23 protein-coding genes are annotated in these 23270 nt (G+C 44.4%); 20 read left to right on the top strand and 3 right to left on the bottom strand.

From position 1 onward, the window contains the following. Positions 1 to 141: 141 nt before the first annotated feature. From ACWNM1_RS24065 to ACWNM1_RS24010, 12 genes are all read left to right on the top strand, one after another. Complete coding sequence (locus ACWNM1_RS24065; protein ID WP_449602922.1) at positions 142 to 1035, top strand: LysR family transcriptional regulator; 894 nt, start codon at positions 142 to 144, stop codon at positions 1033 to 1035. Positions 1036 to 1153: 118 nt separating this feature from the next. After that, a complete protein-coding gene (locus ACWNM1_RS24060; RefSeq protein WP_449602921.1) occupies positions 1154 to 1669 on the top strand; it encodes a GNAT family N-acetyltransferase in 516 nt (171 codons plus the stop codon). Between the two features lie 4 nt (positions 1670 to 1673). Continuing rightward, positions 1674 to 2525 (top strand): transporter substrate-binding domain-containing protein, encoded by an 852-nt coding sequence (locus ACWNM1_RS24055; protein WP_449602920.1) that lies wholly within the window; start codon positions 1674 to 1676, stop codon positions 2523 to 2525. A gap of 33 nt (positions 2526 to 2558) precedes the next feature. Continuing rightward, positions 2559 to 3344 carry an amino acid ABC transporter permease gene (locus tag ACWNM1_RS24050; RefSeq protein WP_449602919.1) on the top strand — a complete coding sequence of 262 codons (786 nt, stop codon included), beginning with the start codon at positions 2559 to 2561 and terminating at the stop codon, positions 3342 to 3344. Continuing rightward, positions 3341 to 4051, top strand: a complete 711-nt coding sequence (locus tag ACWNM1_RS24045; protein WP_449602918.1) for an amino acid ABC transporter permease — start codon at positions 3341 to 3343, stop codon at positions 4049 to 4051. Before ACWNM1_RS24050 ends, ACWNM1_RS24045 begins: the two co-directional genes overlap by 4 nt. Further along, positions 4048 to 4800, top strand: coding sequence for an amino acid ABC transporter ATP-binding protein (locus tag ACWNM1_RS24040; RefSeq protein WP_449602917.1), 753 nt, complete (start codon positions 4048 to 4050; stop codon positions 4798 to 4800). The genes ACWNM1_RS24045 and ACWNM1_RS24040 overlap by 4 nt, the downstream gene beginning before the upstream one ends. A gap of 11 nt (positions 4801 to 4811) precedes the next feature. Beyond that, positions 4812 to 5828: an LLM class flavin-dependent oxidoreductase gene (locus ACWNM1_RS24035; RefSeq protein WP_449602916.1), complete on the top strand. Its 1017-nt coding sequence runs from the start codon at positions 4812 to 4814 to the stop codon at positions 5826 to 5828. Positions 5829 to 5879: 51 nt separating this feature from the next. Further along, the gene (locus ACWNM1_RS24030) at positions 5880 to 7061 is read left to right on the top strand and encodes an amidohydrolase (RefSeq protein ID WP_449602915.1); all 1182 of its coding nucleotides are present in this window, start codon (positions 5880 to 5882) and stop codon (positions 7059 to 7061) included. Further along, positions 7058 to 8233, top strand: coding sequence for an N-methyl-L-tryptophan oxidase (solA, locus tag ACWNM1_RS24025; RefSeq protein WP_449602923.1), 1176 nt, complete (start codon positions 7058 to 7060; stop codon positions 8231 to 8233). Before ACWNM1_RS24030 ends, solA begins: the two co-directional genes overlap by 4 nt. After that, positions 8233 to 8712, top strand: coding sequence for a DinB family protein (locus ACWNM1_RS24020; protein WP_449602914.1), 480 nt, complete (start codon positions 8233 to 8235; stop codon positions 8710 to 8712). Before solA ends, ACWNM1_RS24020 begins: the two co-directional genes overlap by 1 nt. A gap of 75 nt (positions 8713 to 8787) precedes the next feature. Then, positions 8788 to 10125: an LLM class flavin-dependent oxidoreductase gene (locus tag ACWNM1_RS24015; protein WP_449602913.1), complete on the top strand. Its 1338-nt coding sequence runs from the start codon at positions 8788 to 8790 to the stop codon at positions 10123 to 10125. Then, the gene (locus ACWNM1_RS24010) at positions 10122 to 11402 is read left to right on the top strand and encodes a M20 metallopeptidase family protein (RefSeq protein WP_449602912.1); all 1281 of its coding nucleotides are present in this window, start codon (positions 10122 to 10124) and stop codon (positions 11400 to 11402) included. The genes ACWNM1_RS24015 and ACWNM1_RS24010 overlap by 4 nt, the downstream gene beginning before the upstream one ends. A 47-nt stretch (positions 11403 to 11449) precedes the next feature. Here the strand turns inward: ACWNM1_RS24010 and ACWNM1_RS24005 are convergent, their stop codons facing one another. Beyond that, positions 11450 to 12481: a stalk domain-containing protein gene (locus ACWNM1_RS24005; protein WP_449602911.1), complete on the bottom strand. Its 1032-nt coding sequence runs from the start codon at positions 12479 to 12481 to the stop codon at positions 11450 to 11452. A 248-nt stretch (positions 12482 to 12729) separates the two neighbouring features. On the opposite strand from ACWNM1_RS24005, the gene ACWNM1_RS24000 reads away from it, so the two are divergent. Further along, on the top strand, positions 12730 to 13785 hold the full coding sequence (locus ACWNM1_RS24000) for an LLM class flavin-dependent oxidoreductase (protein WP_449602910.1): 1056 nt from the start codon (positions 12730 to 12732) through the stop codon (positions 13783 to 13785). Positions 13786 to 13804: 19 nt separating this feature from the next. Continuing rightward, positions 13805 to 14371, top strand: a complete 567-nt coding sequence (locus tag ACWNM1_RS23995) for an NADPH-dependent FMN reductase (RefSeq protein ID WP_449602909.1) — start codon at positions 13805 to 13807, stop codon at positions 14369 to 14371. Between the two features lie 84 nt (positions 14372 to 14455). Here ACWNM1_RS23995 and ACWNM1_RS23990 read toward each other — a convergent pair whose 3' ends face one another. Continuing rightward, positions 14456 to 15292, bottom strand: coding sequence for an AraC family transcriptional regulator (locus ACWNM1_RS23990; RefSeq protein WP_449602908.1), 837 nt, complete (start codon positions 15290 to 15292; stop codon positions 14456 to 14458). A 166-nt stretch (positions 15293 to 15458) separates the two neighbouring features. On the opposite strand from ACWNM1_RS23990, the gene ACWNM1_RS23985 reads away from it, so the two are divergent. Both ACWNM1_RS23985 and ACWNM1_RS23980 read left to right on the top strand, forming a co-directional pair. Then, entirely contained in the window at positions 15459 to 16118 is a 660-nt protein-coding gene (locus tag ACWNM1_RS23985) for a ThuA domain-containing protein (RefSeq protein WP_449602907.1), read from the top strand. Positions 16119 to 16142: 24 nt separating this feature from the next. After that, a complete protein-coding gene (locus tag ACWNM1_RS23980; protein ID WP_449602906.1) occupies positions 16143 to 17246 on the top strand; it encodes a Gfo/Idh/MocA family protein in 1104 nt (367 codons plus the stop codon). A 119-nt stretch (positions 17247 to 17365) separates the two neighbouring features. Here the strand turns inward: ACWNM1_RS23980 and ACWNM1_RS23975 are convergent, their stop codons facing one another. After that, a complete protein-coding gene (locus tag ACWNM1_RS23975) occupies positions 17366 to 17839 on the bottom strand; it encodes a MarR family winged helix-turn-helix transcriptional regulator (RefSeq protein WP_449602905.1) in 474 nt (157 codons plus the stop codon). Positions 17840 to 17991: 152 nt separating this feature from the next. On the opposite strand from ACWNM1_RS23975, the gene ACWNM1_RS23970 reads away from it, so the two are divergent. From ACWNM1_RS23970 to ACWNM1_RS23955, 4 genes are all read left to right on the top strand, one after another. Then, positions 17992 to 18585 (top strand): DUF3238 domain-containing protein, encoded by a 594-nt coding sequence (locus ACWNM1_RS23970; protein WP_449602904.1) that lies wholly within the window; start codon positions 17992 to 17994, stop codon positions 18583 to 18585. Positions 18586 to 18610: 25 nt separating this feature from the next. Further along, positions 18611 to 19237 (top strand): FMN-dependent NADH-azoreductase, encoded by a 627-nt coding sequence (locus tag ACWNM1_RS23965; RefSeq protein WP_449602903.1) that lies wholly within the window; start codon positions 18611 to 18613, stop codon positions 19235 to 19237. A 131-nt stretch (positions 19238 to 19368) separates the two neighbouring features. Continuing rightward, positions 19369 to 20505, top strand: a complete 1137-nt coding sequence (locus tag ACWNM1_RS23960) for an MFS transporter (RefSeq protein ID WP_449602902.1) — start codon at positions 19369 to 19371, stop codon at positions 20503 to 20505. A 102-nt stretch (positions 20506 to 20607) separates the two neighbouring features. Continuing rightward, positions 20608 to 23067, top strand: coding sequence for a GH39 family glycosyl hydrolase (locus ACWNM1_RS23955; RefSeq protein ID WP_449602901.1), 2460 nt, complete (start codon positions 20608 to 20610; stop codon positions 23065 to 23067). The last annotated feature ends 203 nt before the right edge of the window (positions 23068 to 23270 follow it).

Below are 23270 nucleotides of genomic sequence, written 5' to 3'. Positions count from 1 at the left end.
CGATTGTTTTACACGGGATTTAAGTTGACAAAAAATGGAGGGGTGCATAAGATATAAACAAAATCTATAGGAAAGCATCGTCTTATTTCATTGTTTTTTCATCGGAATAGTAAAATTAATATTAGTTTAGGGGGATTAGGGATGAACATTGAAAATATTGAGGCTTTTGTCTACATTAACCATTATGGAAGCTTCAATAAAGCGGCCGAAGTCCTATATATCTCTCAGCCGACAGTTACGGCACGGATTCAATCGCTCGAAAGGGAATTGGATTGCAGAGTGTTTGATCGGTTAGGTAAGCAGATTAGCCTAACGGATAAAGGTAAGCAATTTCTTCCCTATGCCCAGCAGATTCTCCAGATCTATCAGAACGGTAAATATCAGGTTCAGGCCAAGGGGCATATTCCAAATGAACTGAGGATCGGCAGTACTGTCTCGGTATCCAATTATTTAATGCCGCATCTGATGCTTCATTTGAAGCGCAGGTATCCGAATATCACGATCAAGCTGACGACAGCTTCTACGGAAGTATTGATTGATAAGCTGAAATCGAAAGAGCTAGATCTGGCTTTTATTCGTAAGGTCGTAAATCCAGCCATTCAAGCCTTTCCTTTCAGCGAAGACCCCATTTCGTTGTATGTAGAGAAGGGGCATCGCTTAGCTAAGACACAACGTACATCGCTGGAAGACATTCGCCAGGAGACGTTAGTCTTTTTTGAATGCGGGTCTTTGGATTGGATGCGACTGCATCGAGTATTTGAAAGCATGGAACAGCCGCCAAAGATTGAATATCAGGTGGATAACCTGGAGACAGCCAAGAAGCTGGTGTTGAAAAAAGCAGGCATCTGTTTCCTTCCGGCACTTAGTGTGCAAGAGGAAGTAGCGGCTGGGACGTTAGTACGGGTGGATATTGCGGAGACAGAAGGCATCTCCTTACGAACCAGCCTGATTTCACTAAATGGGGAGAACGCTGAATTCATAGAAACCCTGCTTGAACTCGGTATTGGTAAAACGGGAGATCGACTAATTGTATAGATGTATTAAAAAACTCTATTAGCGCATGGATATATGCAGTGATAAAGTTAATTGCATATAATGACGACTATTTCGATAGGAATTATAAATTTAATTTCGGAAGGATGGAGGGCTTGCGATGAGTGAGACATACAGACTGGCAGAACTGAAAGATGCGGAGATTTTGCTTGAGGTTACATATCGTGCGTATGAGCTGATTCGTGAGCTCGGGCTGCATTGGCCTGCGGCTACAGCTGACTTGGCACTTATTGAAGACAATATTGCTACGAATGAGTGTTATGTGCTTGAAATTGATGGAACGATAGTTGCGACGATAACACTTTCAAAAGAAGAAGAGATTAAGAAGATTAGCCCACTGCCTTTTATTAAATGGTTTGCTGCTCATCCGGATTACAGTAACAGAGGTTATGGTGGAAAGCTTCTGGATTGGGTGGAAGAGCACATTATCGCTGGACAATTGGGTTCGGCTGCGGTCACGCTGGCAACGGCGAAGAAGCACCCATGGTTAGTTCAAATGTATGAACGCCGGGGGTATGAACGGTTTATGGAACTGGATCTGCAGAATGGTGACGGCATTATGTATCTGATGAAAAAAACACTCATAGATAAACCACAATTCATTCAAAGGGGATAGAACAATGAAAATGTCCATTTCATTAGTAATTGCATCGTTATTGACACTGGCGATAGCAGGTTGCGGAAATAACAGCACGAACAGCAGTCAGAATGGAAATGCAGCCGAAGCTTCGGCAACGGCAAATGGTTCGACAAAGGTAACTAAGATCATCGTAGGCACGGGTACTGCTTTTCCGAAAGTCTGCTTCATAGATGAGAACGGCAAGCTTACAGGCTTCGATGTGGAACTGCTCAAAGAAATCGATAAGCAGCTGCCTGAATATGAATTCGAGTTTCAAACCATGGATTTCAGCAATTTACTGCTGAGTCTGGAAACTAAAAAAATCGATCTGGTTGCCCATGTCATGGAGAAAAATCCGGAGCGGGAGTTGAAATATTCTTTTAACAAAGAAGCCTATGCCCACTGGAGAAACCGCATCGTAGTGGCGAAGGATAATGACTCGATCCAATCACTGGATGATCTTAAAGGAAAAAAGGTATTAGTCGGTGCGACAAGCGCACAAGCGCAAATTCTGGAGAACTACAATAAAGAGCATGACAATGCGATTAATATCGTGTATCAGAACGGTGCAGCGAATGATACCGTCGCACAGATTAGTACTGGGCGTGTGGACGCTACGCTGGCTGCAGATTTTGTCCTGCCGATCATTGATCCGCAGAGTCAGCTAAAAGCTACGGGCGACGAGCTGTCCTCCGCGGACATTCTCTATGTTTTTCGTAAGGATGATGCCGATTCACAAAAGCTGTCAGATGCGATTGACAGTGCGATTAAAGAGCTGAAGACGGACGGAACACTGGGTAAGCTGAGCACGGAATGGCTGGGTGCGGATGTTACAGCGGATTCGGTTAAATGATTGAGCCGGTGAGCACGGGAAGGGAGGGAATATATGGGCGCACAGTTTGATATCAGTTTTGTATTTTCGTTTTTGCCTAAGTTACTAGGGACTTTAAGCACCACGCTTCTGATTGTCGCCTGTTCTCTACTGACAGGAATTATGGTCGGCTTTCTCGTAGCTCTGCCAAGACTTTATAAAGTGCCTGTGTTAAAAACGATCTCCGAAATCTATATTTCTTTTTTTCGGGGAACTCCGATTCTTATCCAGCTCTTCTTGTTTTATTATGGTCTGCCTGAAATCATGAAGCTGGTCCATGTGGATATGACCCGAACTCCAGTACTTGTCTTTGTGATACTAACCTACGGTCTGCATACGGGAGCCTACATGTCCGAAATGATTAGGGCTTCTGTGATGGCGGTGGATAAGGGGCAGGTGGAGGCTGCATATGCTGCGGGGATGACGGGATTTCAAGCTTTTACACGAATCGTGTTGCCCCAAGCGCTAGGTATAGCAGTTCCTGTATTCTCCAATCTTGTAATTGCACTACTGAAAGATACGTCATTAGCTTTTACTCTCGGCGTGATGGAAATGACAGGTAAAGCTCAGACGCTTGGCAGCTTAACACAGCATTTTATTGAAACCTATATCGCACTTGCGCTTATCTATCTGGTCATCAGCTTTACGATTGAGAAGCTGCTGCTTGTAGCAGAACACCATCTGCTGCGGCATGAAAAGCGAAATACGCCTGAGAAAAAATTGTTTAAAATTAACAAAAGCTGGTCCTACCGACGCATTATTGCAGAATTGGGATCGGGTAAAGGAGGCACCGGATTATGAAACTGGACCCATCGTTTATATGGACTGCTCTGGTACAAATTCTGAGTGCAATTCCTACGACCTTATATATTACGGTTGTCTCTGTATGGATTGGTTTTGTGATTGGAGTGGCAGTTGCCTTGATCCGGCTATACAGAGTTCCACTGCTGCATCCGCTGGCCGTCGGTTATGTTACGTTCATCCGCGGGACACCGATGCTGACGCATCTGCTGCTTATATATTTTGGGCTTCCTGTGCTGATTGATGGTCTGGCGGTGCATTTCGGCTGGAGCTTTAGGTCGGTTTCGATTCCGATGATCGGCTTTGCTTATATTTCGTTCTCGATTACTGCTGGAGCTTATATGTCCGAGGTCGTCCGTTCCGGTCTGCTCGCTGTGGATCGTGGACAGCTAGAAGCGGCCCACTCTATCGGTATGACTACGCCCCAAGCACTAAAGCGGATTGTTTTTCCTCAAGCGCTGGCGGCAAGTCTGCCTAATCTTTCAAATTCAGTAATCGGTATGCTGCACGGATCTACCCTTGCTTTTACGGTTTCGGTGGTGGATATCAATGCTAAGGCACAGATAGTAGCTTCAACGAACTGGAAGTTTTTTGAGGCTTATCTGGCAGCTGCGCTGATCTTCTGGGCACTAACATTTCTGATCGAACGCGTGACGTCGGTCATTGAAAAAAGGATTAATCTGTACAATCGAGGTGGAGTAGCATGATCAAACTTGCGCAAATTTCGAAGTCATTCGGTCGGAATCAGGTGTTAAACAATATAGATTTATCGGTGACGAAGGGAGAGGTTGTCGTCATTCTCGGTCCCAGTGGCTCAGGCAAAACGACTCTCTTACGCTGTGTGAATTATCTGGAGAAGCCAAGCAGCGGAGTGATCGCCATCGGCGATTTCAAAGTGAACTGCAAACATGCCCGCAAAAAGGAGATTCATCAGCTTAGGAAAAAAACGGCAATGGTATTTCAGCAGTACAATTTGTTCCGTCATAAAACCGCTCTGGAGAACGTGATGGAAGGGCTGTTAATTGTCAAAAAGCTTCCGAAGGACGAAGCGCGAAAGCGGAGTATTGCACTGCTTGAAAAGGTTGGTCTTGCCAGCAAGCTGGACGCCTACCCGAGTCAGCTGTCCGGGGGTCAGCAGCAGCGTGTAGGGATTGCCCGTGCTTTGGCGCTTGAACCAGAGGTTATATTATTCGACGAACCAACATCGGCGCTGGACCCTGAGCTTGTGGGTGAGGTGCTGGGTGTTATCCGAAAAATTGCCAAGGAAGGCATCACAATGATTGTAGTCACCCATGAAATGGGGTTTGCTCGTGATGTGGCGAATCATGTGGTTTTTATGGACGGAGGCGTCATTGTTGAAGAAGGAACGCCGACAGAGCTGTTTAATCATCCGCGCGAAGAAAGAACGAAGCAGTTCCTGAAGCGAATCACACCTGAATTTAACTATTCCATATAGGAGGAAAAACAATGGCTATTACAATCAGCGTACTTGATCAAAGTCCGATCTATCCGGGAGAAACGCCAGAGGAAGCATTCCAGCATACCATTAAGCTGGCACAACTGTCTGAGGAGCTTGGATTTCATCGATTCTGGGTTTCCGAGCATCATGACTCTGAGCAGGTAGCCGGTTCTTCTCCAGAAGTACTCATCTCACATCTGCTGGCCAAAACAGAGCGCATCCGCATTGGCTCCGGTGGCATCATGCTCCAGCATTACAGTCCATACAAGGTGGCGGAGAACTTCAATGTGCTGTCTACGCTCGCTCCTGGACGAGTGGATCTCGGAGTGGGACGCGCTCCCGGTGGACTCCCGCGCAGCACACAAGCGCTTCAGCAGGAAAGAACCGAATCCCCTAGCTTAACGGACAAAATCATCGAGCTGGAGAAATATGTGCATAACCGGCTCGAAGAAAACCACCCGCTGGCTGGGTTGAAGGCAGGTCCCCTTCCTGGTATTCCGCCTGAGCTGTATGTGCTTGGCGCGAGTGTAGGCAGTGCAGAGATTGCTGCTGAACTTGGATTACCTTATGTGTTCTCCCTATTTATTAATAGCGATAAGACAGTAGCGCTAGATGCTATTCGTGCTTACCGAAGCGGTTTTGTTTCTTCACAGGGCAGACAACCGCAAGCAATTATCGCTTTAGCACTAGTGGTGGCTGAGAGCGAAGAGGAAGCGAAAGAACTGGCGGGCGCACATAAGTTGATTCGGATTCAGCTGGCAAGCGGGAAGAAGCTAACCGTTGGAACCCGGGAACAGGCGGAGGAGTTTGCCCGCCATAGCAATGAAGCATATACGATTGAAGAGTTGGAACCAGAGATTATCAAAGGAACAAAGAACTCTGTACGTGAACAGCTGTTGGCACTTTCAGAGGCATCCGGTGTTGAGGAGTTCATCATAACTACGAATGTGCAGCCTTTTGACAAACGGTTCCGCTCCTTTGAGCTACTGAGCGAAGCAATCGCTGAAGTGCCGGCAGAGGCATAAGCGGGCGGATCAGGATCACACGGGAAATCGTTTAAAGGAAGGTGACTGTATATGACTAGTAAAGCTAAAGAGCTGAGTGCGGAAGCGCTTGGAGAAGAATTAATCGGGATACGCCGTCATCTGCATCGGTACCCGGAACTGTCGAACGAAGAATATGAGACAACAAAATATATTATTTCCCTGCTGGAGCGGGCAGGAGTCAGGGTCGTAGATTACGGTCTGTCTACCGGAGTGATCGCAGAAATTGGGGGCAAGCAGCCCGGTCCGGTCATCGCGCTGCGTGCAGATATCGATGCCTTGCCAATCCAGGAGGAAACTGGAGCAGCTTATGCTTCGTTGTATCCCGGCAAAATGCATGCCTGCGGACATGATTTCCATACGGCTGCCTTGATCGGTGCCGCCTATCAATTGAAGCAGCGAGAGGGTCAGTTACTAGGAACGGTACGCCTGTTGTTTCAACCGGCTGAAGAGAAGGCGCAAGGGGCACAGCGGATCATTGCTAGCGGGGCGCTAGAAGAAGTCCGGGCAGTAATCGGGCTGCATAACAAGCCGGAACTGCCAGTCGGAACGATCGGTATTACGGCGGGCCCTTTAATGGCAGCGGCTGACGGGTTTGTGATTGAAGTGCAGGGTGGCAGTTCTCATGCTGCCGTTCCAGAAGCTGGGATAGACCCGATTGTAGCTGCTTCGCATATCGTGACCGCATTTCAATCCATTGTAAGTCGCAATGTCAGTCCTCTGCAGAGTGCGGTGGTCAGTGTGACGCAGATTCACAGCGGCAATTCATGGAATATCATCCCCGAAAAAGCCGTGCTTGAGGGTACAATCCGTACCTTTGATGAAACGGTGCGCAGCAAAGTACTTGACCGCTTTCAGGAAGTGGCGACTGGTGTGGCAGCTGCTCTTGGAGCAAAAGCCACTGTCCGCTGGATCGAAGGGCCGCCTCCGGTTATCAACGACGCCGCCTTAGCAGCGTTAGGAGTAGAGTCGGCTGAAGCTCTTGGCTACCGAGTGATTCAGCCAGAGCTTTCTCTGGCTGGAGAGGATTTTGCCTTCTATCAGCGCGTGGTACCGGGATTGTTCGTCTTTATAGGTACTGAAGGAAGCCAAGAATGGCATCATCCAGCCTTCAATCTGGATGAACAGGCACTCCCTGTGGCAGCACGATTCCTTTCGGATGCGGCTGTACGTTCTCTTGAGAACTACAATTCCGGTGGAGGTGCAGAATTATAGCTGAACATAAAAGTTACGATGTAATTATCGTAGGCGCAGGCTCGATGGGCATGAGTGCTGGTTACAATCTTGCTAGGCGCAGAGTGAAGACGCTACTAGTTGATGCCTTCGATCCACCTCATACACAGGGTAGCCATCACGGGGAAACCCGGCTGATCCGGCATGCTTACAGTGGTGATCCCGCCTACATTGATTTGGCTCTGCGGGCAGATCGTTTATGGAAAGAAGCCGAGCAGTTGAGCGGAATAGAACTGCTTGTCCGCTCGGGCGTATTGAATCTTGCAGATAGTGCAGTGTATTCCTTCAGCGGTCGTCTCGAAGAAGCGAAGAAACGGAAGGTGCAGGTCCATCATCTGGATGCCGAAGAGATCCGGCGGCGCTGGCCGGCATTGAACATACCGGAATCATTCGCGGCAATGTATGAACCATATGCCGGATATTTGTACAGCGAACGCTGTATTTCCGCCTACCGTCAGCTTGCCCTTGGACATGGTGCGGAACTGTTGACGAACACTCCAGTAGTGAATGTCACCGCTCGCGAAGGCAGCGTTACGGTTCATACAACAAATGGCGATTATCACGGAGCGGCTGTTATTCTTAGTGCCGGAGCATGGTTTGGCAAATTGGCACCTTTTGTACATTTGCCGATTAAAGCAATCCGCAAAGTTGTGGGCTGGTTTGAGAGCTCCCCTGCTTTTGCTGCTGGTAATTTCCCTGGCTTTACGTTCGGAGCAGAGGAAGGTGGCTATTACGGATTTCCCAGCATTGATGGAGCTGGCCTGAAGATCGGCCGGCATGATGCAGGGCTGGAATGGCAGCCAGGTACACAGCTTACCCCGTTCGGCAGTGAAGCTAGCGATGAGGGTGACCTCCGCAAGGTACTGGAGTCTTACATGCCCGGTGCTGCTGGACGATTGCTAAAAGGTTCTGCATGTAAATATGAGCATACGCCTGATGAAGATTTCATTATAGACTGCCATCCGCTCCATTCCAATGTGCTGATAGCTGGAGGATTTTCGGGGCATGGTTTTAAATTTTCTAGTGTTGTGGGTGAAATACTGGCTGACTTAGCGATCGGCGGAGTTACAACTCATAACATCCAGCCTTTTTCGTTATCTCGTTTCGCACCACCGGATCATTCGCGAACAAGTCTTATATTGGAGGGGATTTAATGAGCAGAGTTCAAATCAGTGATTATCTAAGGACGTATCATCAATTAGTAAAGTCGACCGCCGGGTTAACGGAGGAACAACTGAAATGGAAGGCAGAACCCGCCAGTTGGAGTGTGACTGAAGTACTTACTCATCTGGCTGATCACAGCATCGTAGTTTCGTTCCGCATTCGTGATATTCTCGCTGCTACGACTGCACAGCTTCCAGTCTTCAATCAGGATGCTTGGGTCAGCGGTCAGTACGCCAACAGCGGCAATGCTTCCGACAATCTGGAGCTGTTCCGCAGCCTGCTTTACTATAACAGCCTTTTGTTTGAACGGCTTAGCGAAGAAGATTGGGAGAAAAGCGGAATTAATTTCAAGGGGGAGGCTGTGAAAATTTCCGATATCGTGCACGGCTTCACTGGACATGTGGAGAGACATCTTGGCCAGATCGAGCGAATCAAACAGGGCGCAGCTAATGCATCGTTTGTGCAATGATTGCTTCCGAAGTCAGTATTGCATGAAATGAAATCTAGGAAGCGGATGCTCACAAAACTTTTAGGAGGAATGAACATGACCAAACCAAGACAACTGAAACTGGGTGCACTGCTGCATGGGGTAGGAGGCAGCACGTCGATGTGGCGCCATCCAGATGCCAAACCAGATGCCAGTGTAAACTTTGAATTATACAAAGAGTGGGTACAGAAGGCAGAAGAAGGCAAGCTGGATCTGATCTTCATCGCAGACGGTCTGTACATTAATGACAAGTCCATTCCTCATTTCCTTAACCGGTTTGAGCCGCTGACCATTCTTAGCGCACTCGCAGCCGTCAGCACTAACATCGGTTTAGTTGGTACCTTGTCTACCTCGTACAGTGAACCATTTACCGTAGCGCGTCAATTCGGCTCACTGGATGTAATCAGCGGCGGCCGGGCCGGCTGGAATGTGGTGACTTCACCTCTGGAAGGTTCTGCGTCAAATTACAGCAAAAAAGAGCATCCTGACCATGGCAAGCGCTACCGCATTGCCACCGAATATTTGCAGGTGACACGCGGACTATGGGATTCTTGGGAGGATGATGCGTTTGTACGAGACAAGAATTCAGGTGTATTCTTTGATCCACAAAAAATGCATACCCTGGACCATCAAGGAGAGTTCTTCTCTGTGAAGGGACCGCTGAATATTGCTCGTTCGAAACAGGGGCAGCCTGTCGTATTTCAGGCAGGATCCTCGGAAGTCGGTAAGAATTACGCCTCCAAGGAAGCAGATGCTATCTTCACTGGACACGAAACGCTAGAAGATGCCCAAGCATTCTATAACGATGTTAAGACACGGGTAGCTTCGTTTGACCGGAATCCGGATGAAGTGCTGATCTTCCCTGGAATTGCTCCAATCATTGGTGACACGCCGGAGGAGGCAGAGCACAAGTACCAGGAGGTTGCTGGCCTTGTAACGATTGAGAATGCACTGAACTACTTAGGCAGATTCTTTGAGCATCATGATTTCTCGCAATATCCGCTGGATGAGCCGTTCCCTGAGCTTGGCGAGTTGGGTCGCAATAGCTTTCAGAGCGGCACGGATAAAATCAAAAAGGATGCGAAGGAGAAAGGCTTGACGCTTCGACAGGTCGCCTTGCAATCGGCTACCCCACGCAGCAGCTTCATTGGCACACCGGAGCAAGTAGCTGATCAGATTCAAACCTGGTTTGAGGGTGGAGGAGCAGACGGATTTATGATCGCGGCTGCCGTCCCTAACGGACTGGAGGAATTCATCGATCGGGTGGTGCCGATTCTGCAGGAGCGGGGTTTGTTCCGCACTGAATACGAAAGTGACACGCTGCGTGGAAACCTCGGCATTCCGTTGCCGGAGAACCGTTATTCCAAAGCTTCTCAAACAGCAGGGCGAATTTGACGGTTGATCCAATATTCGCAATCCACCAAAACTCGAATATTGCGGAGATGATGCATTACGCCGGCCAGCTGCAGGATGAAATGATTGAATACCGTCGTGATTTACATGCCCATCCGGAGCTACTGTATGATGTCGTCCGCACTTCTAATAAAGTAGCAGAATTGTTAGAGGAGTGGGGGATCACAGTACAGAGAAATGTCGGCAAACATTTCGGAATGGGAGTGGTCGGCCTCCTGCAAGGCTTAGCAGACAATGGCAATAGTGGGCCTACTCTTCTTCTAAGGGCAGATATGGATGCCCTGCCGATACAAGAGTGCAATGAGTTGCCTTACAAGTCAGTCAATCACGGCATCATGCACGCCTGTGGCCATGATGCCCATATCGCTATGCTGTTGGGCGCTGCCCGAACCTTGGCAGCCTTCCGGGAACGATTGATGGGCACGATCATTTTCGTCTTCCAACCAGCTGAGGAAGGCGCGGTCAAGAGTCCGCTTGATGGAAGATTACTCTCAGGCGGCCGCGATCTCATTGAGGATAACGTGCTGGAAGGTGTCGACTATGCCTACGCGCTACATGTCATGCCAGAGCTTCCGGTCGGAACGCTTGGTATTCACCCTCATGATGCCATGGCAGCGTCCAGCCATTTTAAGGTGGAATTTCAGGGGACATCCGGTCATCATAGTGCTCCGCATAGAGCTGTAGATGCGATCCAGATGGCGGCACAATATATAGGAGAGATTAACGGAATGATGGCTAATCGAATCGATCCGCAGGAGGCGGCGGTGTTGGCCTTCGGAACGTTGCAGGCTGGTACTGCTGTTAATGTGGTCGCTGAACACAGTGAACTGACAGGAACGTTTAGAGCGTTTACCAAGACGACGGTAGCTGCAATTACAAATGGTTTACAGCGCCATGCTTCAGCTATAGCTGAGTCTTACGGAGGGAAATACAAGCTGGAGCTGCGTGAAGGAATTGCAGTAGTGAACAATGCGAAAGCGGTGCAGCAGGTGCTTCATGCAGCCCGTGCAGTTCTAGGTGAGGATCAGGTAATACTTCTGGAGCAGCCAAGTCTGGCTGGTGAGGATTTTGGTTGGTATCTTGATAAAGTTCCTGGTGCCTTCGCCTTTATCGGTTGCGGCAATAAGGAGAAGGGAATTCTCCATGCTATCCATCAGCCACAGTTTAATATCGATGAAGCGGTGCTAGGTCATGGTGCGAGTATACTGGTTAGACTCGCAATACAGCATAATGGCCCGGCCAGCGGTAAAGAAACGTAAAAGGTACCCAACTAGGGTACCTTTTACGTTTCTTTAAGCTAGTCAACTCACCAGAAATACGTTTCGAATGTGTAACCGTTTTTCCCAAAGAAAGTTATCTCCCCGCTTGTCACTTCCTCAGGAATGTCAAAAAACATGCCTTGTTTACCCGCGATATTATAGGTGTGAGTTACTTTCTTATCATGAACTTTGTAACTTAACTCGAAATGACTGAATTGCTTCTTAAGACCTTGATCGAACATACCGACACTAACGAGTTGTCCGCTCCTCTTCACTTGGACGTCGTCTCCATCATCCCCCATGCCTAAATCCATACTCCAGTCCAAACTCCCGTTTTTTAAACGATCGACGTATTTCAACATAAGCGATTCTACGCCATCTTCCTCTTCGATATGTAAAAGTACAGCTGTATATTTATCAATAATCCGAGAGTCCAGAACTGGGAGTCCGCTCAAAATAGCAAATTCAGTTAACTCCTGCTCTGTTATTGCCTCTCCTGAGGGATCATCCATCTCGATAGGTTTCATTCCTAGCCAATCTTCCCACTCCTCAGGAGATTCGAGTTCAGCACGAAAGTCATCATCCGTGGTAATGATCGCTGTTCTAGTTGCTACATCCCAATCAACGGAGATCCCGATTCGTTCAGCAATAGCACGCAATGGAACCATAATATCACTGCCGGAGAGATAAGGTGTAGGACTCTTCCAATTGATCCAAACGTCAGAATCCTCTATATCTTCGTTGTAATCGCTAAACATATAATCACTTTTATCCGGATAAATAGAAAGTGCTCCGTTAAAATGTGAAATAAAAACATGCGGATAAGGGTTATCTATAAACTTCGAAATATCGGCTTGTATGTCGGGATGCTCAAAAAGTCGGGTTGGAACGAACGTTTTTCCCTCTATTAAAGTAGGCAATTCATCTTGAAAGGAAAATTTTATGCCATTAATTGTAACGGAGGGTTGGATAGAATCGGATAACTTCGGTACAACAGAAGCCGATGCGAAGATCGGAGTCGAATTGGAAGCTGATAAGAAAAGAATAAGTAAAACGTTCATGAAGCGGCGGTTGGGCATGACTATAAATCTCCTTTTTTTTGTTTATCACATTAATAATCAAATCAATATCCTAAATATACCATGTGGAGATTATTATAAGGGATTCTTAGCACAAAGGCTTAAATCAAGTAGTTTTTTTTCTTGACAGGACCATTAGTTTGACATTATGCAAACACTTAACTATACTTATTATAGTGACTTACTTAATTATATTGAATCGACAAATCATAAATGAATTCTTACTTCTTAAAGAAAAGAGGATAATCATGGAACAATATCGGATCAATGCAGACAACGGCTTAGAGTTTGGACTTTATACATTAGGTGATCATCTAGGGAACCCTGAAACTGGGAGCCGAATATCTGCCAAACAACGCATACGTGAAATTATTGACTTGGCTCAATTAGCGGAGCAAGCAGGAATTGATTTTTTTAGTGTAGGAGAGAGTCATCAAGAGTATTTTGCTACTCAGGCGCATACCGTTGTGCTGTCAGCTATTGCACAGGCTACTAAGAAAATGAAAATAGGTAGTTCATCTACGATTATAAGCACCTCTGATCCGGTTAGAGTGTACGAAGATTTCGCTACAATTGATTTGATCTCAAATGGTCGAGCTGAAATAATAGCTGGCCGTGCATCTAGAGTGGGGTTATATGAACTATTGGGCTATGATCTTAATGATTATGAGGAATTATTTGAAGAAAAATTCGACTTGTTATTAAAGATAAATGAAAACGAAGTTATGAATTGGAAGGGAGAATTTCGTAACCCTCTAAAAAATGCAAGAATCCTCCCTCGTCCTGAGGGAAACTTACCGATATGGAGAGCTGTAGGGGGAACTTCTGCCAGTGCGATCAAAGCAGGCATTGCAGGTGTACCAATGTTTTTGGCCCATTTAGGGGGTCCCGCAGTCTTGTTTAAAAGATCCATTGATGCTTATCGTGAAGCTGCAAGCCAGAACGGATTCGATCCGTCGAAGCTGCCTGTAGCGACTGCTGGATTCTTTTACGCGGATGAAACAACACAGAAGGCACAAAGAGCCTATTATCCATATATAAACGAAGGAATGAAATTAACCAATGGACGTGGTTTTCCCAAACAGGCGTTTGCTCAAGGAGCCGATCCGCGCGATGTTATGAATATTGGCAGCCCACAGGAAATCATTGAAAAAATTCTATATCAACATGAACTCTTCGGCCATCAACGATATATCGCACAAATGGATTTTGGTGGCGTACCTTTTGAAAATTTAATGAAAAACATAGATTTAATTGGTTCTGAAATTCTACCAGCTATTAAAAAATATACGGCAAAAAAATAAACTCCAGGAGGTCAGAATTATGAAAATCGTAGCATTATCAGGGTCAAAGATAGGCTCGAAAACCAGAATCGCTATGAATCACACAATAAATTCGTTTCATGAAAAATACCAAGATGCAGAAGTTACGCTTCTAGATCTGGCGGAGTATGATGTTCAATTCAGTGATGGTCGCAATTATCTGGAATACGAAGGGGACACCAAGTACGTAATTCAAACGATCATGGAAGCAGATGTAATCGTAATCGGAACGCCTATATTTCAAGCTTCCATCCCAGCAACACTAAAGAATATATTCGATTTAGCACCCGAAAAAGCATTTCAACACAAGGTTGTAAGTATGCTCGTCACGGCAGGTTCTGCACGTCACTATCTGGTAGCTGAGCAGCAATTGAAACCGATATTGGCCTATATGAAAGCGCAAATTGTTCAAACGTATGTATTTATAGAAGAGAAGGATTTTTATCGAAAAGAAATAGTAAATGATGATGTGCTATTCCGTATAGATCGCTTAGTAGAAGACACCTATGTACTCTCTGAGACTTACGCCAAAATTCGAGAGGCTGAAGAAGCTAAATATGGTTTCTAAGGAAGATCAAAATAAAACCGATGATCTAAACCAAAAGATCATCGGTTTTTTGTTTGCTAAATAAGATAACGGACCATGTATCTTTTAACGTAATTCACTTGGAGTCCGTTGTTTAATCTGTTTAAATACTCTGTTAAAGGTACGGATATTAGTGAAACCGCATTCCAGTGCGATATCTAAAATGGATTTGTCTGTGGTCAGCAGCAGCTGTTCTGCCTGGTTGACTCGGATGTTGCTAAGGTATGCAATATAGCTCATACCCGAAAGACTCTTGAAGAAGCGGGAGAAATAAAAAAGACTCATATTGGCTTTCCTTGCGGCGTCAGCAAGTGTGATGGGATGCATGTAGTTGACGTCGAGGTATTCAAGAACCCCTTGCATAATCTTCATGTTAGTGATGCGCCTTTTATCTTTCTGTGGATTAATCTTATCCATGGGAACATGCCGTAAAATGAGTCCGCTCCACTCGTGCAAAAGACCAATGATTACCTGTTCATGATATTCCAGCTTCTGATTATATTCGTCCATAAGTTCCTGCAGGATCAGAGAAAGACGGTTGTTGATACGCACTTCTTCTTCTCGTATAGCTATTCGTTTCTCCATAAATGGGGAAGTCAGCCTCACATTCAAAGGCCATCCACCAGGAAAACCGATTAATGAAGGATTGAATATCACCATCATTATCTTGGAGCTGCTGTCTTTACTGTCATAGTAGTGGATGTCTCCGCTGCTGCATATAGCCATATCTCCTGCTTTCAAGATCCTCGTTTCGGAGTTAATTCCCATCCGAATTGAACCTTCAAATACATAGACTATCTCAAGATCGTTATGCCAGTGGGCTAGAAAATCAATATCATTAGACATTATTACAGTGAAGGGAAAAGTCGAATGGTAAGTTCTATTTTCGTGAAAGGCTTTCATGAGATCTCCTGTTCATGCGGTTTAATTTTAGGTTCGCCTCTAAAACTTAGCAAAAAATGACCATTCCTACAAGTGAAATGGCGAGCACACCTCTCTGATCTGGATTACAATTTCATCAGATGGACGAAAGGCTGACTACATATATAGAGGAAAAGGAGATTGCAGGATGACGAAGAAAGCATTGATTGTAAAAGGTGGATGGGATGGGCATGAACCAAATGAAGTAGCCGCAATATTTGCTGGCATTCTAGAGGCTGAAGGCTTTGAAGTTGAAGTGTCTGATACGCTGGAGAGCTTCAACAGTGCAGAGCAGCTTACGGATTTAAGCCTTATTGTACCGGTATGGACTATGGGAGAAATCAGTAATGATCAGGTATCCTCAGTTCTGATGGCAGTAGCTTCTGGAGTAGGAATTGCCGGTTGTCATGGAGGGATGTGCGACTCTTTCCGTAACAATACAGAGTGGCAATTTTTGACCGGGTCACAATGGGTAGCACATCCATTTAACGATGGGGTAGAGTACGAAGTTAATATCGTACATTCTGGCTCGAGTCCCATTGTGGAGGGCATCCAAGATTTCAAGGTGAAATCGGAACAATATTATTTACATGTAGATCCTGCAGTGGATGTCTTGGCAACAACTACGTTTGTAATGAGTGAGGGTGAGCATTCAGCAAATGGTGTCATCACGATGCCCGTTGTATATACGAAAAAATGGGGAAAAGGGAAGGTTTTCTATAATTCACTTGGCCATCATGCAGACGTTTTCGATATACCGGAAGCCAAGGAACTGATGCGAAAAGGCTTTTTGTGGGCGGCTAACTAAAACTGAGATAAGGTGGGAATGATCTTGCGCAAAGTGAAGGTAGGTATAGTCGGCTGCGGAAACATCAGCAGTATTTATTTTGAAAATTTGAATGGGACTTTCGTTAATACTGAGGTTTATGCTTGTTCCGACTTGGATAATGGTCGTGCAGAGCAAGCGGCAGAGAAATATGGCGTTCCTCATGTATGGACGACAGAACAATTACTTGCTTCGGAAGAGATTGAAATAGTCGTTAATCTAACAACGCCTAATTTTCATTTTGACGTGTGCAAGCAAGCCTTGCTAGCTGGCAAGCATGTGTATGTAGAGAAGCCCTTATCCCTTTCCCTTGAAAATGGGACTGAGCTAGTTCGTCTGGCGAAGGAAAAGAACCTGTTCCTTGGCTGCGCACCAGATACTTTCCTTGGAGGTGGACTGCAAACCTGCAGTAAGCTGATTGCGGATGGTTATATCGGGGAGCCGGTGGCAGCAACTGCCTTTATGCTTTGTCATGGACATGAAAGCTGGCATCCTGATCCGGAATTTTATTATAAAGCCGGTGGAGGACCCATGTTCGACATGGGACCCTACTATCTAACCGCGTTAGTATCTTTGCTAGGCCCAGCTAAAACAGTATGCGGCATCACTAAAACCTCCTTTGCTCATAGAACGATCACGAGCGACAAAAAGTTTGGCAAAGTCATTGATGTAGAGGTGCCCACACATGTTGCTGGAACGATTGAGTTTGACAGTGGCGCTGTGGCAACCATGATTACCAGCTTTGATGTTTGGCACAGTACTTTGCCGAGAATCGAAATTTACGGATCGCAAGGAACCTTGATCGTACCGGACCCTAATAACTTTGGAGGACCGATCCTTTTACGCCCGGCACACAGCTCGGAATTCCAAGAGATCCCACTTATCTACAATTATGCAGATAATAGTAGAGGAATAGGAGTAGCAGATATGGCACATTGCATCGACACGGGGGAGACTCCGCGTGCAAACGGAGAACTCGCCAATCACGTACTTGAGATCATGCATGCATTCCATACAAGTTCCGATTCTAAGCAATATGCTCAACTGGTAACCAGCTGCGAGCAGCCCAAGCTATTGCCGCTGGGCTTAGTCAAAGGGTATTTAGAGTAGTAATTTAAATGTACGCTGCAGATAATCAGCTTTCAAAAAGGGTAGAAGACAGATCTTTAAGTCTATCTACCCTTTTTGGTTTGATGAATCGCAGCATACACCAAATCTTCACCATACACTTACCAGACAGGTCTTGATCTTATAGTAGATTTATCTTCATTTGCTTTATATACAAGTGTTGTTAAATCATCTTTGAGCATTTGCAGTCGTTCAGTACCTATGATTTCAATCCAACGTTGCTCAATCTCAGTTAGTATTTCCTCTTTTGCTTTCACCGCTAACCAACCTCGCTCAGTCAAAATAATGATTTTTCCTCTCTTGTCAGTGGGATGATTTTCGCGAATTACATAACCACTTTTCTCAAGATAATCTACCATTTTACTTACAGCTTGCTTCGTAATTCCTAAATATTCGGCTAATTCTATACCTGTTGCTCCGTTTGGAGCAATACACTTAAACATAAAACCATGTACAGGTCTAATATCTGCAAATCCTAATTCACGCAATCTATCTTGTAGTTCATTAATGGATGTACTAAAGGATAATGATAAAAGTGTTGTCAGATCCAATTTACTAAAGACTTCCTGAGCCATTCATAAAACCTCCTTAAATAAAGTCAACTTAGTTGACTTTGTACGAAATACATTGTACTATGCGAAAAGTAGTCAATCAAATTGACTATATTTTCTATTGTGAAAGAAATAGGAATCACTGAAACAGAATTAATAAATTATGGAGGGTTCTCATGACTAATATTGTTAAAGTTAGAGCAAGTGTATTTATTCCAACACCGTGGACTGATCCTAGGAAGGATGAAGAAACAGGAAACGTAATCCATTTTGAAGGTGACTCACGTGAATTCACACCCTATGCTGTCAACGCTATGCGCTCCAGAGTGGAACAAGAGGTAGTTGTAGATTTTTACAAAAAAGATATTTTCACATATGCAAATACTGGTATTACAACAGAAAGAGTTACTACTCCAGATGGTTCTGTTAATAAAAAAACAGGAAAAGCTACTACAGAAGGTATTTTGTGCACTGATATTGTGTGGGGCTCTGAAGACGTTAGGTTTCAAATGAGTGCAAGTGCTAGCAATCCATTAAATGCATTTGCACCTCCAGTTGACTATCTTTTAATAGTTCATATTCAAAAGGATGGTACTGTCAATATGCAAGGAGCACATGATGGATTTCCTTGTTTTGAATTTTATAAACAAGTGAACTTTGGAACGTTCGAACAAATTTATACACATGATTACAGAGTAACTGGTGATACTCCTGAAGCTATGGCTGGAGAAATGGAGTATAGTTTCAAAAAAATATTATTAACAACATAAGAGATCACATCAGGAGGAACAAGGAATGACAACAGTTTTATTTGTAAAAGCAAACAATCGACCAGCAGATCAGTCGGTAAGTGTTAGATTATTTGAAGCTTTTTTAGCGAGCTATAAAGAATCACATCCAAATGACACTGTAGTAGAGCTGGATTTATACAACGAGGAATTGCCTTACGTAGGTGCAGATATGATTAACGGAACATTTAAGTCTAGTAGAGGATTAGATTTAACAGTAGATGAAGCAAAAGCAGTAGCTGTTGCTGATAAGTATTTAGATCCATTCCTTGCAGCTGATAAAGTCGTATTTGGGTTCCCTTTATGGAATTTAACCATCCCAGCTGTACTACACACATATATTGATTACTTAAACCGCGCAGGCAAAACATTTAAATATACGCCAGAAGGTCCAGTAGGGCTTATTGGAAATAAAAAAATAGTGTTATTAAACGCAAGTGGTGGTGTGTATTCTAAGGGACCAAAAGTTGATTTAGAGATGGCTGTTAAATATGTAACAAGTATGATGAACTTCTTTGGTGTGAAAAATTTAGAGACTATTATCATTGAAGGGCACAGCCAATTCCCTGATAAGGCAGATGAGATTATTGTCGCAGGGCTTGAAAAGGCTGTTAAAGTATCAAGGACGTTCTAATTAACCAAGCGTGTATCAGTCTATATAGGGCAGTACCAACACTTTTATAGCGGTGGTGCTGCTTTTTTATTCGCCTATTTCACTATTTTTGGGGAGTACGTAAAGTCGATAGAAAGAAGGATTACATTACAATGGAACGGTTATGGACAAAAAACTATATCATGCTGACCCTTACAGCTTTATTACTATTTAGTGGATTTTATTTACTAATGCCAACATTGCCTATGTTTATCAAACAACTAGGTGGAAGTGAATCTCAAGTTGGATTAATAATTGGAGTGTTTACAATATCTGCAGTAATTTTTCGTCCTATTATAGGAGGATTAATGGATCGGTATGGTCGACGTGCATTCATAATAAGCGGATTACTATTTTTTGCTATAACCATGTATTTTTATGATTGGGTAACAGGCATTATATTTTTAGTAGGATTACGTATCCTCCATGGAGTAAGCTGGGCAGTTGCTACAACTTCGATAGGTACCGCTGTGACAGATGTAATTCCACAATCTCGTCGTGGAGAAGGTATGGGATGGTATGGACTAGCAATGACATTAGGAATGGCTTTAGGACCAATCGTTGGTCTTTGGGTAACAAAATCATATTCCTTTCATTATCTATTTCTTCTATGTACAGCATTGGCATTGATTGCATTCATACTTGGATTTGGTGCGAAAATTCCAGCAGTACAATACACATCAAAAAAACCAATATCATTTTATGAAAAAACAGTTTTACCTATCGCTATCGTTACATTTTTCTTATCATTTACTTTTGGTGGTATTACAACTTTTTTACCACTGTTTGCGGCAAATATTGAAGTTAACACGGGTACTTTTTTCTTAGTGTATGCAGTCACACTTACAGTAATTAGACCACTTACAGGGAAGATATCCGATAAGTATGGGGAAGGGGTCATTATTGTACCTGCTCTTTTCATATTGATAGTCGCACTATTCGTCCTAACAATGACTAAAGGAATTGCTGGAGTGGTTATTACAGCTATTTTGTACGGAATTGGATTCGGATCAGTTCAAGCAGCGCTTCAAGTAGCGATGATTCGATTAGCCCCACCAGCGAAAAGAGGTGTAGCGAACGCTACATTCTTTACTGCTTTTGATTTAGGAATTGGTTTAGGAGCTATACTACTTGGATTTGTTTCACAGCTTATGGGATATCAGATGGTATTTATTACTTGTGCTATATCTGGGTTTATTAGTCTGGTGTTTTTTATATTGTTTGTAAAAAAGACACTAAAAACAACCTGAACCTTCGTTATCAATAAGACAGTAAACTTGATTTCATTGGTTTATATGATAGGATTTTGAATGAGGCAAGGCTCTATTAAGATTAAGAATAGGAGGTTAGGTATGCAAGAAAATACATTGATAGCCTCGGATTTCAGGTTTTCAATTAACCTCCCTGAAGACGCTATCGCTTCCTGGCATCAAGAACTTGAGGTAATGTACATCTTGCAGGGAACTGGGGTACTACAGTTGGATGACAATCAGTTTACCTATGAAGTTCAGCAGGATGACATTATTGTATTGAATAGCTACCAACTGCACGCTTTAAATATGAAAGGTTCGGGCAAGGCGCTATCGCTGTTTATCTCGCCGGCATTTTTGGCAGCTTTTTGTCCTGAGATTGAAAGTATAATTATAGAGTGTAAGTCTTTTCTATACCCTAAGGACGAACAAGCTCGCTTTAATGTAATCCGAAGTGAGTTCGCCAGTGTATTCCAGGCCTATTACAAAAACGAATCTCGTTTACCTATACTAATGCGTAGTCGTGTAGGTGTACTGCTGAACAGTCTAGTGCATACTTTTCTTGAGCAGAACAAGCAGAAGGATCCCTCCAAATCCTCAAGTAAGGAAAGATTGCGCAAAGCAACCGACTATCTCCACCGACATTATCGGGAAATTATTACTCTGAGTGGACTAGCCTCCACTATCTATTTAAGTAGCTCCTACCTGTCCCATTTATTTCAGAAACAGCTTGGCCTTACTTTTACTGCCTACCTTACAAATGTCAGACTGAGTCAGGCGGTGGCACTTCTTCGTAGTGAAAGAACGATCACGGACATCGCCTCAGAAGTTGGATTTCCAAGTACCAATGCTTTGATCGACGCCTTCAAACGGCGCTTTGGTGTTACACCAGGGCAATACCGTCTAGTAAAAGAGCATGATGCGACAGATACACAGGAGAACAGAATGGTCACAGCGGGATTTTCGACTGATTTCACTTCACTAATGCGGCATTTGCATCACAACGAGCACTCCATTGTCCAACCTCAGGTCAATGAGGGATATGATCTTCATGTGGACACTGGCCGTAAGATTCGGACGCTGAGTCATAACTGGCGGACGTTGATTAATGCAGGTTACGCCAAGGATCTGTTGAATGGCGCGGTACAGGCGCAAATACGAAAGCTGCAAAAGGAGATTGGCTTTCGCTATATGCGCTGCAAAGGTCTGTTAGACGATGACATGATGCTGTATGTCAGGAAAATGTCTGGTAGCGCAGATTATAACTTTGTTTATGTAGATGAGGTAATGGACTTCATGCTTTCAGTGGAGTTAAAGCCTTATGTTGAATTTAGTTATATGCCTTCTGCATTAGCGAGGGAAGCCGTGTTTCCATTTAAGAGGCCAAGCATCCTTTCTATGCCTGAGCATCTTGACAAATGGTTCGACCTTGTGACTTCCCTTATTAGGCATTTCATTGATCGGTATGGGATTGAGTCCGTGCGGGAATGGAGGTTTGCTCCTTTCGTGAGTCCAGAGTTCTCAGGATATGGTGTGTTTACCATGGAAGAATACTGGGTGCTTTACCGTGAAACCAGCCACGCCATCCGTGCTATCGATCCGCAGCTACATATTGTTGGTCCAGGAAGCAACATTGATTCTAGTAATTTTATCAACGAATTCCTAGTGTCTTGCAGTAAGGCGAATTGTTTGCCCGACTCTTTGGCTCTACGTGCTTATCACAGCATCTTACCGGGTCAGGAAGACACTGGTCTTCAGCTCATGGCAGAGGATGAAGCTTTTCCACTTGCGGTAAGCGGCGATGAACAGTTTATGAAACACGCGTTACATAAGGTCAAAAAGCTGTTGCGTCAACGTGGTTTCGCTAGTCTGCCCGTGATTCTTGAAGAGTGGAGTAATAACATATGGCAGCGTGATTTGTGTAATGATACCTCCTACAAATCAGCTTTTCTTTTCAAAAATATTCTGGAGAATTACGACCACTTTGAGGCTATGGGATACTGGTCGCTCAGTGACCATATGGAGGAAATTGTTCCTTCGTCGGATCTCTTTCATGGCGGGTTTGGTTTATTCACTCGCGGAGGTTTGCCCAAAAGCTGTTATCGGGCGCTGCAATTGTTGCGTTATGCAGGAAGCGGTCTGATAGCTGAAGGTGATGGGTATTTTATAACGTCCTCGAAAGGTGAAATACAGATATTCCTATATAATTATTGTCATTATGATACTCTATATCGCTACCGTCATACCACTCACTTGACTCAAACCGAACGTTACAACGTGTTCAATATACGCAATACCCGTCAGTATCACATTCGTCTAGACGGCTTAACGCCGGGTGTTTATACAGAGCGAAGGTATTCAGTAGGTCCGGCTGGGGGAAGCGCCTTTGATGAATGGTTGAATATGGGGGCACCTAAGGACATGCGTCTAGAAGAATGGTCTTATCTTGAAGGTCGGTCCCTACCGTTATTTCAAATGCGTTCGCTGCAGGTGACAGCAAATTTTGTGGTAAATGCTGTTGTACAACCACATGAGGTACAAGTGATTAGATTAACACGTTAAATAGAGAATAGTATAACAAGGATGACTTTAGTGTTGTCCTTTTTTGTTTTTTATATTGTATTTTTGCTCTCGACATCATTTTTGAAATCGCTTTCAATAATAATGATAAAAGAAGGATATAACAAAAGAAATAATGCGATATTTTTTCTGCAAACCTAAACCTATAATTGAGTTATGGCAACCAATACAAATCGCGCTAATAA

This window comes from Paenibacillus sp. Marseille-Q9583 (genome assembly GCF_976954365.1).
This window is presented reverse-complemented; position numbering and strand designations above follow the sequence as displayed.

Bases quoted from the DNA above. Each gene is read 5' to 3' on its own strand.
- ACWNM1_RS23975 (WP_449602905.1), bottom strand. From the start codon at position 17,839: ATGGCTCAGGAAGTCTTTAGTAAATTGGATCTGACAACACTTTTATCA.
- ACWNM1_RS24050 (WP_449602919.1), top strand. From the start codon at position 2,559: ATGGGCGCACAGTTTGATATCAGTTTTGTATTTTCGTTTTTGCCTAAG.
- ACWNM1_RS24045 (WP_449602918.1), top strand. From the start codon at position 3,341: ATGAAACTGGACCCATCGTTTATATGGACTGCTCTGGTACAAATTCTG.
- ACWNM1_RS23970 (WP_449602904.1), top strand. From the start codon at position 17,992: ATGACTAATATTGTTAAAGTTAGAGCAAGTGTATTTATTCCAACACCG.
- ACWNM1_RS24020 (WP_449602914.1), top strand. From the start codon at position 8,233: ATGAGCAGAGTTCAAATCAGTGATTATCTAAGGACGTATCATCAATTA.
- ACWNM1_RS24055 (WP_449602920.1), top strand. From the start codon at position 1,674: ATGAAAATGTCCATTTCATTAGTAATTGCATCGTTATTGACACTGGCG.
- ACWNM1_RS23990 (WP_449602908.1), bottom strand. From the start codon at position 15,292: ATGAAAGCCTTTCACGAAAATAGAACTTACCATTCGACTTTTCCCTTC.
- ACWNM1_RS23995 (WP_449602909.1), top strand. From the start codon at position 13,805: ATGAAAATCGTAGCATTATCAGGGTCAAAGATAGGCTCGAAAACCAGA.
- ACWNM1_RS24040 (WP_449602917.1), top strand. From the start codon at position 4,048: ATGATCAAACTTGCGCAAATTTCGAAGTCATTCGGTCGGAATCAGGTG.
- ACWNM1_RS24030 (WP_449602915.1), top strand. From the start codon at position 5,880: ATGACTAGTAAAGCTAAAGAGCTGAGTGCGGAAGCGCTTGGAGAAGAA.
- ACWNM1_RS24000 (WP_449602910.1), top strand. From the start codon at position 12,730: ATGGAACAATATCGGATCAATGCAGACAACGGCTTAGAGTTTGGACTT.
- ACWNM1_RS24005 (WP_449602911.1), bottom strand. From the start codon at position 12,481: ATGCCCAACCGCCGCTTCATGAACGTTTTACTTATTCTTTTCTTATCA.
- ACWNM1_RS23965 (WP_449602903.1), top strand. From the start codon at position 18,611: ATGACAACAGTTTTATTTGTAAAAGCAAACAATCGACCAGCAGATCAG.
- ACWNM1_RS24015 (WP_449602913.1), top strand. From the start codon at position 8,788: ATGACCAAACCAAGACAACTGAAACTGGGTGCACTGCTGCATGGGGTA.
- ACWNM1_RS24060 (WP_449602921.1), top strand. From the start codon at position 1,154: ATGAGTGAGACATACAGACTGGCAGAACTGAAAGATGCGGAGATTTTG.
- ACWNM1_RS23985 (WP_449602907.1), top strand. From the start codon at position 15,459: ATGACGAAGAAAGCATTGATTGTAAAAGGTGGATGGGATGGGCATGAA.
- ACWNM1_RS23960 (WP_449602902.1), top strand. From the start codon at position 19,369: ATGGAACGGTTATGGACAAAAAACTATATCATGCTGACCCTTACAGCT.
- ACWNM1_RS23955 (WP_449602901.1), top strand. From the start codon at position 20,608: ATGCAAGAAAATACATTGATAGCCTCGGATTTCAGGTTTTCAATTAAC.
- ACWNM1_RS24035 (WP_449602916.1), top strand. From the start codon at position 4,812: ATGGCTATTACAATCAGCGTACTTGATCAAAGTCCGATCTATCCGGGA.
- ACWNM1_RS24065 (WP_449602922.1), top strand. From the start codon at position 142: ATGAACATTGAAAATATTGAGGCTTTTGTCTACATTAACCATTATGGA.